Annotated in this window: 14 protein-coding genes and 1 tRNA gene; 7 read left to right on the top strand and 8 right to left on the bottom strand. The window is 38.3% G+C overall.

Going from position 1 to position 15402, the window contains the following annotated elements:
- Window positions 1-363: 363 nt before the first annotated feature.
- Window positions 364-454, bottom strand: a tRNA-Ser gene (locus Q4496_RS13905).
- A gap of 454 nt (window positions 455-908) precedes the next feature.
- On the bottom strand, window positions 909-2705 hold the full coding sequence (locus Q4496_RS13900; RefSeq protein ID WP_303610670.1) for an acyl-CoA dehydrogenase C-terminal domain-containing protein: 1797 nt from the start codon (window positions 2703-2705) through the stop codon (window positions 909-911).
- 543 nt (window positions 2706-3248) lie between these two features.
- Between Q4496_RS13900 and Q4496_RS13895 the strand changes: the two genes are divergently transcribed.
- The 6 genes from Q4496_RS13895 to Q4496_RS13870 all read left to right on the top strand — a co-directional run bounded on the left by Q4496_RS13895 (window position 3249) and on the right by Q4496_RS13870 (window position 8535).
- Window positions 3249-3911, top strand: a complete 663-nt coding sequence (locus Q4496_RS13895; RefSeq protein ID WP_303610669.1) for a nitroreductase — start codon at window positions 3249-3251, stop codon at window positions 3909-3911.
- 5 nt (window positions 3912-3916) lie between these two features.
- On the top strand, window positions 3917-4852 hold the full coding sequence (locus tag Q4496_RS13890) for an alpha/beta fold hydrolase (RefSeq protein ID WP_303610668.1): 936 nt from the start codon (window positions 3917-3919) through the stop codon (window positions 4850-4852).
- A 98-nt stretch (window positions 4853-4950) separates the two neighbouring features.
- Window positions 4951-6078 (top strand): DUF2855 family protein, encoded by a 1128-nt coding sequence (locus tag Q4496_RS13885; RefSeq protein WP_303610667.1) that lies wholly within the window; start codon window positions 4951-4953, stop codon window positions 6076-6078.
- 50 nt (window positions 6079-6128) lie between these two features.
- Complete coding sequence (locus tag Q4496_RS13880; RefSeq protein ID WP_303610666.1) at window positions 6129-7067, top strand: bile acid:sodium symporter family protein; 939 nt, start codon at window positions 6129-6131, stop codon at window positions 7065-7067.
- Between the two features lie 137 nt (window positions 7068-7204).
- Window positions 7205-7813, top strand: coding sequence for a glutathione S-transferase family protein (locus Q4496_RS13875; RefSeq protein WP_215974492.1), 609 nt, complete (start codon window positions 7205-7207; stop codon window positions 7811-7813).
- Between the two features lie 29 nt (window positions 7814-7842).
- Entirely contained in the window at window positions 7843-8535 is a 693-nt protein-coding gene (locus Q4496_RS13870) for a crotonase/enoyl-CoA hydratase family protein (protein WP_303610665.1), read from the top strand.
- A 97-nt stretch (window positions 8536-8632) separates the two neighbouring features.
- On the opposite strand, the gene Q4496_RS13865 is transcribed toward Q4496_RS13870, so the two are convergent.
- Window positions 8633-9541 carry a haloalkane dehalogenase gene (locus Q4496_RS13865; protein ID WP_303610664.1) on the bottom strand — a complete coding sequence of 303 codons (909 nt, stop codon included), beginning with the start codon at window positions 9539-9541 and terminating at the stop codon, window positions 8633-8635.
- Window positions 9542-9674: 133 nt separating this feature from the next.
- Entirely contained in the window at window positions 9675-10673 is a 999-nt protein-coding gene (locus Q4496_RS13860; RefSeq protein WP_215974495.1) for an NADP-dependent oxidoreductase, read from the bottom strand.
- Between Q4496_RS13860 and Q4496_RS13855 the strand changes: the two genes are divergently transcribed.
- Window positions 10672-10857 carry a hypothetical protein gene (locus Q4496_RS13855; RefSeq protein WP_303610663.1) on the top strand — a complete coding sequence of 62 codons (186 nt, stop codon included), beginning with the start codon at window positions 10672-10674 and terminating at the stop codon, window positions 10855-10857. The genes Q4496_RS13860 and Q4496_RS13855 overlap by 2 nt on opposite strands.
- Here Q4496_RS13855 and Q4496_RS13850 read toward each other — a convergent pair.
- The 4 genes from Q4496_RS13850 to Q4496_RS13835 form a co-directional block, all read right to left on the bottom strand.
- Entirely contained in the window at window positions 10846-12504 is a 1659-nt protein-coding gene (locus Q4496_RS13850) for an AMP-binding protein (protein WP_215974625.1), read from the bottom strand. The genes Q4496_RS13855 and Q4496_RS13850 overlap by 12 nt on opposite strands.
- Window positions 12505-12623: 119 nt before the next feature.
- Complete coding sequence (locus Q4496_RS13845; RefSeq protein WP_303610662.1) at window positions 12624-13805, bottom strand: acetyl-CoA C-acyltransferase; 1182 nt, start codon at window positions 13803-13805, stop codon at window positions 12624-12626.
- 119 nt (window positions 13806-13924) lie between these two features.
- The gene (locus Q4496_RS13840) at window positions 13925-14845 is read right to left on the bottom strand and encodes an SDR family NAD(P)-dependent oxidoreductase (RefSeq protein ID WP_215974498.1); all 921 of its coding nucleotides are present in this window, start codon (window positions 14843-14845) and stop codon (window positions 13925-13927) included.
- 37 nt (window positions 14846-14882) lie between these two features.
- Window positions 14883-15344 (bottom strand): MaoC family dehydratase, encoded by a 462-nt coding sequence (locus tag Q4496_RS13835; protein WP_303610661.1) that lies wholly within the window; start codon window positions 15342-15344, stop codon window positions 14883-14885.
- Window positions 15345-15402 lie beyond the last annotated feature (58 nt).

Below are 15402 nucleotides of genomic sequence, written 5' to 3'. Positions count from 1 at the left end.
CGGTGAAAATAGCGATTTGAACTCTACTCGAAGGTGCAGCGCTACAAACGCCAATACCGATTTAACAAGACCTAAAAGCAAAAAACCCGTTAATCTTTCGATTAACGGGTTTCTCTAAATGTAGCGGTGAAAATAGCGATTTGAACTCTACTCGAAGGTGCAGCGCTACAAACGCCAATACCGATTTAACAAGACCTAAAAACAAAAAACCCGTTAATCTTTCGATTAACGGGTTTCTCTAAATGTGGCGGTGAAAATAGCGATTTGAACTCTACTCGAAGATGCAGCGCTACAAACCTTATCTTCTATATTCCTAAAAGCAAAAAACCCGTTAATCTTTCGATTAACGGGTTTCTCTAAAAGTGGCGGTGAGATAGAGATTTGAACTCTAGAAGGGCTACAAACCCTTGCCGGTTTTCAAGACCGGTGCTTTCGACCACTCAGCCATCTCACCTGAAGTTAAAAAGCATTGCTGCTTCAGAACGAGGCGAATATTAAAGTTTCGTTACGCTCTTGTAAAGTGCTAATTTCGCTTATTTTGCATTTTTTTACTTTATTTTGATTAAGTGCTGAATTAATCATCAGAAATTAATGGTTCTTATGTACTTTGTTCATATTTCAGGCATTTTTATTTATGTTTATATTTTCGCTTATGCCCCCTTTTATTAGTTTCATTAATATTCTGGCTTTATTATTAGGTTGTTATTTTTCACTATTGGCTTTTTATTGCAATAATTAACCTGAGTTCAGGCTAATTAAACTAAATTACATTGTTTATAAAAAACAAAAGTAGTTACCAACGCTATGAGCCAACATTAGTTACTACTTTGTATTACTATTTTATATTGCTGTGCTTATGAAATTTAACCATTAAAATATTACTGACGCTAACGTTGCGTTAATAATAATTAAAAGGCGAAGTTTTCACTTGGTATTGCCATCATTGAGTCAACACCACCTTCAATACAAGCTGCGTGTCCTTGAGCGCGCGGCAATATACGTTTAAAGTAAAAATCTGCGGTTTGAAGTTTTGTTTCATAAAAAGCTTTATCTTCACCAGCACTTTCTAATTTACTGTGAGCTACTGCTGCCATTTTCGCCCAGAAATAAGCTAAGGTTACATAACCAGCAAACATTAAGTAATCTACCGATGCGCCACCAATTTCATCAGCGTTGCTCATTGCTTTTTTACCCACGTCTGTCGTAATTTCTTGCCATTGTTTACAGTAAGCACCTAATGCTTGTATATGTTGCGCCATTGCAGGATTACCAGCATTTGCCTGACAAAATGCGCCAATATCAACCATAAATGGTTCTAGAATCGCACCTTTACTGCCTAATACTTTACGTGCAAGTAAGTCTAAGGCTTGAATACCGGTAGTACCTTCATATAAACAACTAATTTTAGTATCGCGCATTAGTTGTTCCATGCCCCACTCTTTTATAAAGCCATGGCCACCAAAAATTTGTACGCCGTGACTTGTACATTCAAACCCTAATTCACTTAATAGCGCTTTTGCTATAGGTGTTAATAAAGCAAGCGTTGTATCTGCTTCAGCTATTTTAGCTTTATCCTTTCCTGCATGCGTTATATCAACTAATTGTGATAAATAACCAACAAGCGCTCTACCACCTTCAGCAATAGACTTCTGGGTTAACAGCATACGACGAACATCAGGGTGGACAATAATAGGGTCTGCAGGACCATTAGGGTTTTTAACGCCACTAATAGATCGCATTTGTAAGCGGTCTTTTGCATACGCTAATGCACCTTGAAAAGACGCTTCAGTAGCTGCCGTGCCTTCAAGTGAAACACCTAAACGTGCAGCATTCATAAAGGTAAACATGCAGTTTAAACCACGATTTACTTCACCAATAAGATAACCTTTGGCACCATCAAAATTAATAACACATGTAGCATTGGCGTTGATACCCATTTTATGTTCAATCGAACCACAATTAACGCCGTTTCTATCGGCAATGGTACCGTCGTCGTTCACATTGAATTTTGGTACGATAAAAAGAGAGATACCTTTACTGCCTTCAGGCGAGCCAGGAATACGTGCAATAACAATATGTACAATATTGTCAGACAAGTCATGTTCACCTGCTGAAATAAATATTTTTGTGCCCGTTAATGAATAACTGCCGTCGTCATTTAATTCGGCTTTTGTGCGAAGCATACCTAAGTCAGTGCCACAATGTGGCTCGGTTAAACACATTGTGCCGGTCCAGCTGCCTTCAACAAGCTTAGGCATAAACTGTTGTTTTTGTGTCTCAGTACCATGTGCTTCAATAGTTGCAAGTGCACCATGACTTAAACCGGGATACATCGCAAAACTATGATTAGCAGAAGACATCATTTCGCTAATGGCACTATTAAGTGAATGTGGCAACCCTTGCCCACCAAACTCTACACTTTGTGATAATGTCGGCCAACCGCCGTCAACATATTGTTTATAAGCATCTTTAAAGCCATCAGGTGTTGTTACTACCCCCTCTTTCCACGTACAGCCTTGTTGATCACCAATTTGGTTTATCGGAGCAATAACCTGTTCAGTAAATTTGGCCGCTTCAGTAAGAATAGCATCCACCATATCTTCTGTGGCATCAGTGTAACCGAGTTGTTGATAGTGAGTGTTGCAGTCTAACAATTCGTTCATTACAAATTTAATATCTCTAATTGGGGCTTTGTACTCAGGCATTTTTTTCTCTCCGTATTATTTTTTAATCAAAAAATTTTATAAGTGTTATTTTCAATACCAATTCAAATACTCAGTCATTAGTTAACTCGCTATTTAGCTTACCTACTTAAGCTAGCGATGCAGACAAACTGAGTTAATGCACTTAGGTAGCAAGGTGATTACTGAACGTTCACGGTTATCTTTACTCTACTAACCATGCTAATTCACCCTGCATATATAAAACAAATGAATATTACTTATAAGAAACTATTAATTATTCGTATACTCAAGCAAATTAAGCATCGCTATTATTTTGACTAATTCTCGGTAACTTCCTTGTTATCCCATAACTACAAGGGATATTTATTTTTTAATTCCGCTTATTTTGATAACTATATGTTTTATGAATACATCACAATGATAATTATTCATTGGCATTATAAAAATATCGGCTTTAGCATGAGTGATACTAAATTACATACATTTATCTTTAAGTTACTGTTAATGCTATTTTTAACATATAAAAGTAACAGTTATTAATTTACACATTATTAAGGTTTTCTTATGTCATTAAATGCTCTTTTAGAAAAACGCTATTCTGTTCGCGCTTATTTAGACAAACCTGTTCCACAGGATTTATTAGAAGCAATTTTTAGCCAAGCTCAACAAGCGGCTTCAAATTGTAATGTTCAACCTTGGCAGACCTGTGTTGTTTCTGGCAACACGAAAGAGCAATTAAAAGCTGATTTGGTTGCGGCAGTGATGAAAGGTGTCGCGCCTAACCCTGATTTTAATTGGGTAGCAAAATATGAAGGTATTCATCGCGAACGTCAGTTTGGCTCTGCTAATGCGCTATACAGTTCAATAGGTGTTAGTCGTGAAGATAAAACAGGACGACAAATGTCGATGTTACGCAACTGGCAATTTTTTGATGCTCCCCATGCGGCTTTTTTTACTATGGATAAATATTTAGACATTATGGGCGCGGTCGACCTTGGTATTTATGCACAAACACTAGCCTTACTACTGGAAGAACATGGAATTTCATGTTGTATGCAAGGTGCCTTAGGACAATTTCCAGATCCGGTTAAAAAAGTCCTACAGTTACCTGAACAACGCGGTATTTTGTTCGGCATGTCGTTTGGTTACGCCGACGAAAGTGCTGCGGTCAATAACACACGTACCGAACGTGAATCACTTAATAACGCTGTTTCTTTTTTTAATTAATCACCATGAAACTTCAAAGTAACTTCGCACTTATTGACGGCGTTAACATTCATTACGTGTCAGCGGGTCCTACTAAAAATAAAGCTTTAGTAGGCTCTACTTTACTATTTTTACATGGTTTTCCTGAATATTGGCAAACGTGGCAAGCTCAACTCGATTACTTTTGTACTGATCATCATGTTATTGCGCCTGATTTACCGGGCTATAACTTGAGTGGTAAATCTGAAGATGTTTCGTTTTACGAAATACCTAATTTAATTGAATTTTTTGCCAAGTTTATCCGTGCTGTCAGTCCAAGTAAAAAAGTCTACTTAGTCGCTCATGATTGGGGCGGCGCAATAGCTTGGCCATTAGCTGCTTTCTACCCTCAATATATTGAAAAATTGATTATTTTAAATGCTGCTCATCCAAGTACTTTTACCCGCGAAATGATCAATAATCCAATTCAACGAGAAAAAAGTGCCTACATTCATCAATTGATCAGCGCGGGAGCTGAACATTTATTAGCTGATAATAATTATAAATTCTTACGTGAAAAGATATTAGTAGCGTCAACTCCAGCTATTTTTACCGACGAAGAAATTAACAATTACCAGCAAGCATGGCAACAACCTGATGCCATTAACGGTATGTTGCAATATTATCGTGCGATGCCACAACTTGCTGCTAATCCTAATTCGCACCATGAAAAAGAAAGTAAGGATAATCCCGCACAAGTCTCTGAGCTAAGCAAAATGAGAATTCCAAAAATAAGAATCAATGTACCAACACTTATTCTCTGGGGTGAAAATGATCAAGCTTTTGTCAATGAGAACCTTAGTGGTATTGAAGAATATGTACCCGATTGCCGTATTGAACGTTTTTGTGATGCTACGCACTGGCTTACGCATGAAAAATCACCCGAAATTAACAACGCAATAGCCCACTTCATTAACGAATAATATTGCCGTAGACATCCCCTTGTTGCTAGCTAAAACTTACCAAGGTGACAAGCATAGTAAATAGGTAAATAGGACAAGCCAAAGTTAAGGAAATTAAAATGCAAGGTACTAAAATGCAGGATATTAACGTTCAAACATTTGAAGTTGAAAAAGCTAATTTACAAACAACACGCTTAACAACATCAACAATTGCAATGCCACTGAGTGAAAATGAAGTTGTGCTTAAAGTCGATAAATTTGCTCTTACCGCCAATAACATCAGTTATGGAGTAGCGGGTGATAGCCTAGGATATTGGCGATTTTTTCCAGCTGAACCAGCAAGCGAAAAACAATGGGGTCGATTACCAGTGATGGGATTTGCTAACGTTATTGCCTCGAATAATGAGCACATTAGCGTAGGCCAACGCGTTTGGGGCTTCATGCCAATGGCAAGCCACGTAAAAATTCTAGCAGGTAACGTTAATAAAAATGGTTTTTCAGATGTTAGCTCGTATAGAAAAGGACTTGCTCCTTTATATTCAGTATTTGAACTTGTAAGTGCTAACCCTTTTTATTCAGTAGAAAATGAAGATTTCGACATACTTGTTCGTGGTTTATTTACTACCTCTTGGCTGGTTGATGATTTTATCGATGACAATCAGTATTTTGGTGCTTCGCAATACTTAATTACCAGTGCATCAAGTAAAACCAGCATAGCCCTTGCCTTTGCGATTAAACAACGAGGAACAGTCCCGAGTATTGGTATTACTTCTGCAACTCATCGTGATTTTGTCGCCTCTTTAGGTTGCTATGATGAAGTCATTAGCTATGACGAAATTGCCACCTTAGACGCTAAGCAATTATCAGTTGTGGTTGATATGGCTGGTAGCCAAAGTATTTTGTCAAAAATTCATTATCATTTTGGCGATCAATTACGTTATTCATGCCGTATAGGCGTAACCCATCATGATGATTTATTACCAGATGAACTAAGTAAAATATCAACCTTACCTGGCGTTACGCCAACCTTCTTTTTTGCCCCGACACAACTTAAAAAACGGATAGATGACTGGGGTACTAATACAGTAATGCAAAAAATCGGCTTGTCATTACTCAATTATATTCAATTTTGCCAAAGCACCATCACGATAGAGCACACAACAGACAGTGAAAAAATCAACCCTATTTATCAACGCGTGTTATCAGGAACGTCAGATGCTAATACGGGGCAAATAATTTCTTTATGAGTTAACTAACCTCACCAGACATAAACTATTTAATAATTGGAGATATGAATATGGAAGGCACAGAGTTAATAACAATGGTCAATACGAAAGTCGTTCCTATTTGCATATTTCTCATTATGATGGGGATGGGATTATCGCTTGTTCCTAACGACTTTAAGCGCGTATTAAAATACCCAAAAGCAGTGTCCGTAGGTTTACTCAATCAGCTAATACTTTTACCTTTGATTGGTTTTGGATTAGCTAATATTATGCCACTAGAGCCTGAATATGCCGTTGGTGTAATGCTACTCGTGCTATGTCCAGGCGGAACCACCTCAAACATGTTTACCCATTTGGCGAAAGGCGATGTTGCCTTGTCAGTTACCATGACAGCGGTAGCAAGTTTGATCACCGTTTTTACTATTCCTATTGTGTTAAACCTCTCTTTGCAGCATTTTATGGGTGAAGGCAATGAATTTCAATTACCTATGATGGCAACCATGATAAGTTTAATGAAGTTAACGATAGTGCCTATTATTATTGGTATGTTAATTAAAGCGTTTGCCCCTAAATTTGCCGATAGCTCACAAATACACGTATCACGATTTGGTGTATTATTTTTAACCCTATTGGTCATGTTTTTAACGTATATTCAGCAAGACATTATTGTTTCTGCCATTATAGCAACCGGCCCTGTGTCACTTATTCTTAATATTTCTACCATGGCATTAGGTTATTATTCGAGTCGTTGGTTTGGCTTAAATACCGCACAAACTACGTCTATTACAATTGAGGTAGGGTTACAAAATAGTACTTTATCAATGTTTATGGCACTCACTTTATTAGCGAATTATCAAATGTCATTTACGCCAGCAATATACACTTTAATTATGCTGTTTACTGCAGGAATGCTAGTGCGATTTTTTCGCTCGAAAGTTAACCTAGAGCTAGCACTAAAACAACAACAAAAAGTTAAAAAGCAAAGCAATGTTATTGATGAGCTTGCGTAATACCAATTCCAATAAGTTTCTTGTTGTTACGGTAAGTTATAAGCAGTTTTTTTAAGTTATACTGTTATTCTATTACTCCATTTACAGCTTCAACTCTAGTGTTGAAGCTGTACAAAAATTTAAGGCATTACCTTATTATGATAACGATTCACCATTTAAATAAGTCACGTTCAACTCGCGTTATTTGGTTACTAGAAGAACTGAATATGCCCTATAACATAGTTAATCACGAACGAGACTCGCAAACAGGTTTAGCGCCTGAAAGTTTGAAGAAAATTCACCCATTAGCTAAGGCTCCTATTATTGTTGATAACGATGTTACCTTATGTGAATCCGGCGCAATAATGGGCTATATTCTTAACCAAGCAAGCAATGATACTTTAAGACCTAAGATTGATAGCGCTCAATACTATCAATATCTAGAATGGCTTCATTTTGCTGAAGGGTCATTAAGTTTACCAATAATCAGTAGCTTATTAATGTCGATGGAAACCCGTGAGGGTAACAAACCGCTTGATGGTTATATTGCGAAAGAACTACAGCTAGACTTTTCATATATTGACGATACGTTAAGCCAACGTACTTATTTTGCTGACGGTGCTTTTAGCGCAGCAGATATTATGATGACAATTATGTTAGACATCGCTGATAACCTTGGCTTGTTAGAAAACAGAACACATATCAAAGCTTATCTTGTAAATATGAAGCAAAGACCTGCCTATCAAAAAGCAGCAAGTTTTGGTTAGATTATAATTATTTAGCACGAGGAAATACCGTGGAATTAATCGATTTAGATATTACTGAACAAATTGCAACAATTACCTTAAAAAATGGCAAGGTTAACGCTATTTCTCCTCAGGTGATTGTGGAAATAAATGATGCTTTAGATCAAGCAGAATCGGCAGGTGCTGTCGTTATTTTAACTGGCCAGCCGGGGATATTCTCAGGCGGTTTTGATTTGAAAACCATGAAAGAAAGTTCAGAGTCAGCGGTAGCATTAGTTACTGCAGGTTCAACATTATCACGTCGGATGTTGTCATTTCCATTCCCTATTATCGGTGTATGTACTGGTCATGCCATCGCGAAAGGTGCCTTTTTGTTATTGAGTTGCGATCACCGTGTTGGCAGTTCAGGCGAATTTAAAATAGGCTTAAATGAAGTTGCCATTGGTATGACGATGCATCAAGCGGGTATAGAAATCGCACGTAATCGCATTCCAATTAATTATTTAACACGTTCAGTCATTAACGCAGAATTGTTTTCTCCAGAAGCAGCCGTTCCCGCAGGTTTTTTAGATACGGTAGTAGAGCCAGAGCAGTTAATGGTAACAGCGAAGCGTATCGCTAAACAAATGCTAACATTAAATATGACAGCACATCATGGTACTAAATTAAAAGAAAGAAAAGCTATGTTAGCGGCTTTAGATGCAGCTATCGTACTTGATTCAACCATTGTATTAAAGCTGTAGTATAAGCAACTGTACAAAAAAAGAGGACTGTTTAAGTCCTCTTTTTATTTTAACAAGTAGAAATGATCTCATCGTTCGTGAGATTGGTATTAAAAGCTTAGTTATTGGCTTTGATAAAATCAATAATCACTTGCGCTATTTTCTCACCTTGATCTTCTTGTAGGAAATGCCCGCCATTTTCAATGGTTGTATGCGCCTGCCCTTTGGTACCAGGAATAAGTTTTTGTAATATTTTATCTGCACCGCAAGTAATAGGATCGTTGTCACTAAATGCCGTTAAAAATGGCTTATTCCACTGAGTTAACACCTGCCAAGCAGCAATATTACTTTTTGATGCGGGATCATCAAGGCTAGTTGGCACCAATAATGGAAACTGACGAGCACCTTCTTTATAACTTTCTTCAGGGTAAGGAGCATTGTAGCCAGCGAGGATTTCCGGCGTTAAATCTGAATTTGTACCGCCATTAATAACACTAGCAGCTGGAAATACTGGCATTTCTTGCGAGTTTTTTTGCCACTTCATAAAAGCTTCGCCCGGTGAATGTTCTCCTGTGGGTAGCATAGTATTTGCTGCAACAACTCGGGCAAAGCGATCACTTTGCTCTGCGACTAAACGTAAACCGATTAACCCACCCCAATCTTGACAAAATAACGTAATACTTGTTAATTCCAACTGATTAAGCACGCTGTGCATCCAGTCAACATGACGTTGATAGGTATAATCAGTGCGTTTTGTTGGTTTATCAGAGCGACCGAAACCAACCAAGTCAGGTGCAATAACGCGATAACCTGCCCCAACCAGTGGTGGTATCATTTTACGGTATAAATAGCTCCATGATGGCTCACCGTGTAATAACAATATTGGCTGGGCATCTTTAGGGCCTTCATCAACATAATGGACTCTAAGTTGCCCACCTTCAGTATCATCAACGAGTAAATAATTGGGTGAAAATTTATAACCTTCTAACGTTGAAAAGTAACTATCGTCAGTTCTTAAAAAGTCCATATGTGTCCTTATTTTTTATAATTATTGGTGTTATGTGATTAAGCTAAGTTCAGTTAAGCTAAGTTCAGCTAAGCTAAGTTAAGTTAAGTTAAGTTAAGTTAAGTTAAGTTAAAATAAGTCAAAATGAGTTTACTTAAATTTTAACAATCAACTTACCTTTGTTTTTGCCAGTAAAAAATAAGTTCAACCCTGTCATTGCTGACGGTAAACCATCAAGAACATGCGCACGATGTTTGATTTTCCCCGCCATAACATACGGTGTAAGTTTTTCTAATAACGCTGGAATCTCACCGAAATGATCTGGCATGGTAAAACCTTGAACCGTTAAACGCTTTTTAATGATAGGTATCCAGTTTGGACCTAAATCTGGTGTTTGCTTTGGATAATCCGCAATCAAGCCACAAACAGCAATTCGGCCATGGGCGTTCATGCGATCAAATACGTGATGTTGTATTGGCCCACCAGTATTCTCAAAGTAAACATCAACACCACGTGGCGTTAGTTTGGCTAACTCTTCAGGCAAGTTTGCTGATTTGTAGTTAACCGCGCCATCAAAACCTAATTCGTTAATAACCCAATCGGCTTTCTCATCACTACCAACGACACCTATAACCGTTAAACCGTCCGCTTTAGCTAGCTGCCCCACAATAGAGCCAACTGAGCCTGCGGCACCAGACACTACTAAGGTTTCACCTTTTTGCGGCTTACCAATACTATATAAACCTTGTGTAGCCGTTAAACCAGGTAAGGCAAAAACAGATAAAATAGCTTCGTCTGGGAGTGGCGCAGACACTTTATTTAATCCTGTGCCGTCACTTAAATGGTATTCTTTCCAACCCATCATGCCCATAACACGATCACCTACGTTAAAATCAGGATGATTACTTTCTACTATTTCACCAATACCAGAGCTGCGCATAACATCACCTAATGCCACGGGTGGAATATAGCTTTCAGTATCTGGGCTCATCCAACCAAACATTGCAGGGTCTAACGACATGTGATTTTGTTTTACTAAAAATTGCCCGTTACCCACCGTTGGCATATCAAGTTGTACAACGTCAAATAATTCTGGACCTATTGGCCCTCCAGTTGGACGAGCGATTAAATTAATTGCGGTATAAGTAGTCATGATGTTTCTCTTTTTTGGTGCTGTCCTGATGTGCGGCGTTGAGGTACAGCAATGTGATACAGCGTTATCTAATGAATCAACACATCAGATAACGCTGTTGTTACTTTCTATTAAGCCTATATTGGCAAATAGTCATGTTAATAAACTTAATGAAAGTGCTATTACTTGTGACTTATTCTCGTAATTCTTTTCTTAAGACTTTTCCGACATTTGTTTTCGGTAAGTCATCCATAAATTCAATAAATTTAGGACGTTTATAGTTAGTCAGCATTTCATGACACAAATCGAAAATATCTTTTTCTGATAAGTTAGGATCCTTCTTAACAATAAATACTTTTACGGCTTCACCGGTAACCTCGTTTTTAACACCAATGGCAGCTGCTTCTAGGATCCCTTCATGCATAACAAGCACTTCTTCAATTTCATTTGGGAAAACATTAAACCCTGAAACAATGATCATGTCTTTTTTGCGGTCAACAATATTGAAAAAACCGTTTTCATCAACGGTGGCAATATCACCCGTTGCTAGCCAACCGTCTTGCAATACTTCATCAGTTGCATCTTGACGGTTATAATAACCTTTCATTACTTGTGGTCCTTTCACCCACATTTCACCGGGCTCACCTAACGCAACTTCTTTACCGTCATCACCAATTAAACGTATATCGGTTGACGGTGCTGGTACACCAATAGAGCCATTGTAGCTTTCTTGGTTATAAGGGCTCATCGTCACTAATGGGGCACATTCCGTTAGGCCGTACCCTTCTAATAAACGTGTTCCTGTTACTTTTTCCCAGAATTCGGCCACTGGACGCTGTACCGCCATACCACCAGCAAAACCTAGTTTTAAATGACTAAAGTCAAGTTGCTCAAAGCCTGGCGTATGCAATAAACCATTAAATAACGTGTTAACCCCTGTAATAGCAGTGAAAGGATATTTAGCTAATTCTTTAACAAAACCATCTAAATCTCTTGGGTTGGTAATTAATAGATTTGCGCCCCCAAAAGGCATAAAAGACAAGCAATTAGAGGTTAATGCAAAGATATGATACAAAGGTAAAGCCGTGACCATTATTTCTTTACCTATTTCGTAAACATTTTTAGTCGATGCATTAGATTGTTCAATATTTGCAATTAAATTACGGTGAGTTAACATTGCGCCTTTTGAAGGTCCTGTTGTACCACCGGTATATTGTAGAAAAGCTAAATCTTCACCATTAACAGGCACTGAGGTAAAGTTAAGCTTCGCACCTTTTGCCATGGCTTGATTAAACCTAACTGCATTTGGTAAGTTATATGCTGGTACTTGTTTTTTAACGTACTTTAAGACGAAATTGACAATTGCCCCTTTCACTTTACTTAATCGATCACCAACACCAGTAATTATAACTTTCTCAACATCAGTGTTATCAATAACGCTTTCCAATACATTGGCAAAATTTTCAAGGATTAGGATAGATTTGGCACCAGAATCCTTTAATTGATGTTGTAATTCACGCGGTGTATACAGTGGATTCACGTTTACGACCGTTAACCCAGCAATCAGAGCACCAAAGAGTGCAATAGGGTATTGCAAAATATTAGGGATCATAATGGCGAACTTATCACCTTTCACTAATCCTAAATCGCATTGTAAATAGGCAGCGAAGTCGGTAGCTTGCTGCTCAAGCTCTTGATAAGTAATGCTAGTATCCATATTAATGAATGCTACATTATCCTTATATAATTTAGTGTATTTAAAAAACAACTCCGCTAAAGAGCTATATTTATCTGGGTTTATCTCAAATTCAACATTTGCCGGATAACTCTTCTCAAGCCAAATCTTTTCCATTATTTTCTCTCCCCAATCACTAATTTTAGTGCCATTGTTATTATTGTTCATAGCACTCTTATTTATGAAAACTTATTTATTAATACATGATTACTGATATTTATTTACTTACCCTACGATTACAGTACTTCGAACAAGCCTGCTGCCCCTTGACCACCGCCAATACACATACTGATTACAACATATTTTACACCGCGTCTTTTACCTTCAATTAATGCGTGCATAACCATACGTGTACCACTCATGCCATAAGGGTGTCCTATTGAAATTGCACCACCATTTACATTCAAACGATCCTCTGGAATACCTAATTTTTCTGCACAATATAAAACTTGCACGGCAAAGGCTTCATTAATTTCCCATAAACCGATGTCATCCATCGTTAAATTTTTACGTGCTAATAATTTAGGTATAGCATAAATAGGACCTATACCCATTTCATCGGGTTCACAACCGGCAACAGCCATACCTCGATACGCACCTAATGGTTTTAAACCACGTTGCTCGGCTAATCCGCGTTCCATCACCACAACCGCAGCTGCGCCGTCAGAAAGCTGAGACGCATTTCCGCCGGTAATGGTGCCGTTTTCTTTTACGGTTTTTAATGTTGATAAGCCTTCGAGGTTAGTCGACGGACGGTTACCTTCATCTTTAGTTAGCGTAACTTCTTCTTTGCTGATATCACCTGTTGCTTTATCCATCACTAACTTGGTTGCAGTTACAGGGACAATTTCATCGTCAAATTTGTTTTCAGCTTGAGCTGCTGCTGTACGTTGCTGAGATTTAAGGGCATAAGCGTCTTGTGCTGATCTTGAAATATTGTAACGTTCAGCGACAACTTCTGCGGTATCTAGCATTGGCATATATATCGCTGGACGATAAGCTTTTACACTTGGGTCAACCGCACGGTGCATATTCATTTTATCATTTTGTACTAAACTAATAGAGTCACACCCACCAGCAACAACAACCTGAGCACCATCACAAACAATATGATTTGCTGCCGTTGCTATCGACATTAAACCTGATGAACATTGACGATCAATCGTCATACCAGCAACTGATACTGGTAACTCGGCAGCCATAGCAACTTGACGACCAAAGTTCATGCCTTGATTACCTTGCGTTAATGCTGCACCAAAAATACAGTCTTCAATTTCATTAGCATCAATGCCCGCACGCTCTACTGCTGCTTTTACCGCAACCGCTGCCAATGTTGGTGCTGATAAATCATTAAATGCGCCGCGATATGCTTTACCTATTGGCGTACGTGCTACTGATACTATTACTGCTTCTCTCATGATGACTCCCCATTACTTCAATGAATTAGTTCAATGACTTAGCTCAATGACTTAGTTATTAGTTACTTATTAATTACTACCTACGCTTTTAAATGTTTAATAAACAAAGTGCTGTATGACTATTTTTGTTGTGACTTCATAAACGCCATCGCTTTTAACACAAACTTTTCACCTTGTTTATCACCTGATATTAACGCTGCTTGCCCTGTTTGGTCGGTTAATTCAGACCAGTGCTCAAGTACAGTTTCAGGGCTTTGTTTATGCTCTGGAATAAAACATCCTTCGGTTTCAAACATACCAGCACTTGAGTAGCCACCTGCCCCCGCACATAAAATAAAGCGATTTGGCGCTTCTTCGTCACACAGGGTTAACATACCCGCTGTTACTGCTTCAGGAGCAAAGGCTTGCACAATTTCTGGAGGCATTAAGTCTTCTGTCATTCTTGTGCCAGCAGTTGGCGCTAAGGCATTAACGCGAATATTGTTCTTTGCACCTTCTAGCACTAACGTATTCATAAATCCTAGTACCGCCATTTTTGCAGCGCCGTAATTTGATTGCCCAAAATTACCGTACATACCACTTGATGAGGTCGTCATCACAATACGGCCATAATTTTGTGCACGCATAATTTCCCAAACGGCTTTAGTACAATTAACCGATCCCATCACGTGAACATCCATCACCAGTTTAAAGTCATCTAACGTCATTTTTGAAAAAGACTTATCACGTAAAATGCCTGCATTGTTGATAAGAATATCAACACGCCCCCATTTTTCCATGGTCTGATTAACCATATCTTGCACTTCATCGAAGTTGGCAACATTAGCACCATGGCTAATTGCTTCGCCGCCATGCGCTTCAATTAAACGCACTACTTCTTGAGAAGCTTCTGACGAGGCACCGCTACCGTCGCGAGCACCACCTAAATCATTAACAACAACTTTTGCACCACGGGCTGCAAGTGCTAATGCGTGTGAGCGACCTAAACCGTTACCTGCGCCAGTAACAATGGCGACCTTACCTTCAAAACTGATTGACATAATATTTCCTTAAGAATTCTTTTTATAATAACGACAATTATTTAACCATTTGTACAGAAACCCATTCAGCAACAAGTGCGGGGGTATCACAACCTTCTATTTCAACCGTTACTTCTGTACATAAACGATATTGCCCAGGCTTTTTCTCTTCAATTACCAAGGTCTTAGCATGTGCTCTTACGCGACTATTAACTTTAACGGGTTGTAAAAATCTGACTTTATCGAAACCTGCATTTAAGCCCATATAGAAGCCGTCGATAATGACACTGAAATCTTCAGCAAAATGCGACAATAGAGATAAAGATAAAAAGCCATGAGCGATGGTTGAACCAAAAGGTGTTGCTTTCGCTTTTTCTTCATCAACATGGATAAATTGATGATCGAGCGTACAATCTGCAAATTGATTAATTTGCTCTTGGCTTATTACGTGCCAAGGTGTTGGCGCTGATTGAAAGCCAATGTATTCGGCTATTTGATCTTTTTTTATCATTGTTGGCATAGTAAATCCTTATTTAGCTAAACATTTTTTATGTTATTTATTATTAAAATTTATTTTT

The sequence above is a fragment of the Colwellia sp. 5_MG-2023 genome (assembly GCF_030547795.1).
Lineage (GTDB): Bacteria > Pseudomonadota > Gammaproteobacteria > Enterobacterales > Alteromonadaceae > Colwellia.
Note: the sequence above shows the minus strand (reverse complement) of the source record. Positions and strands in the feature narration are given on the sequence as shown.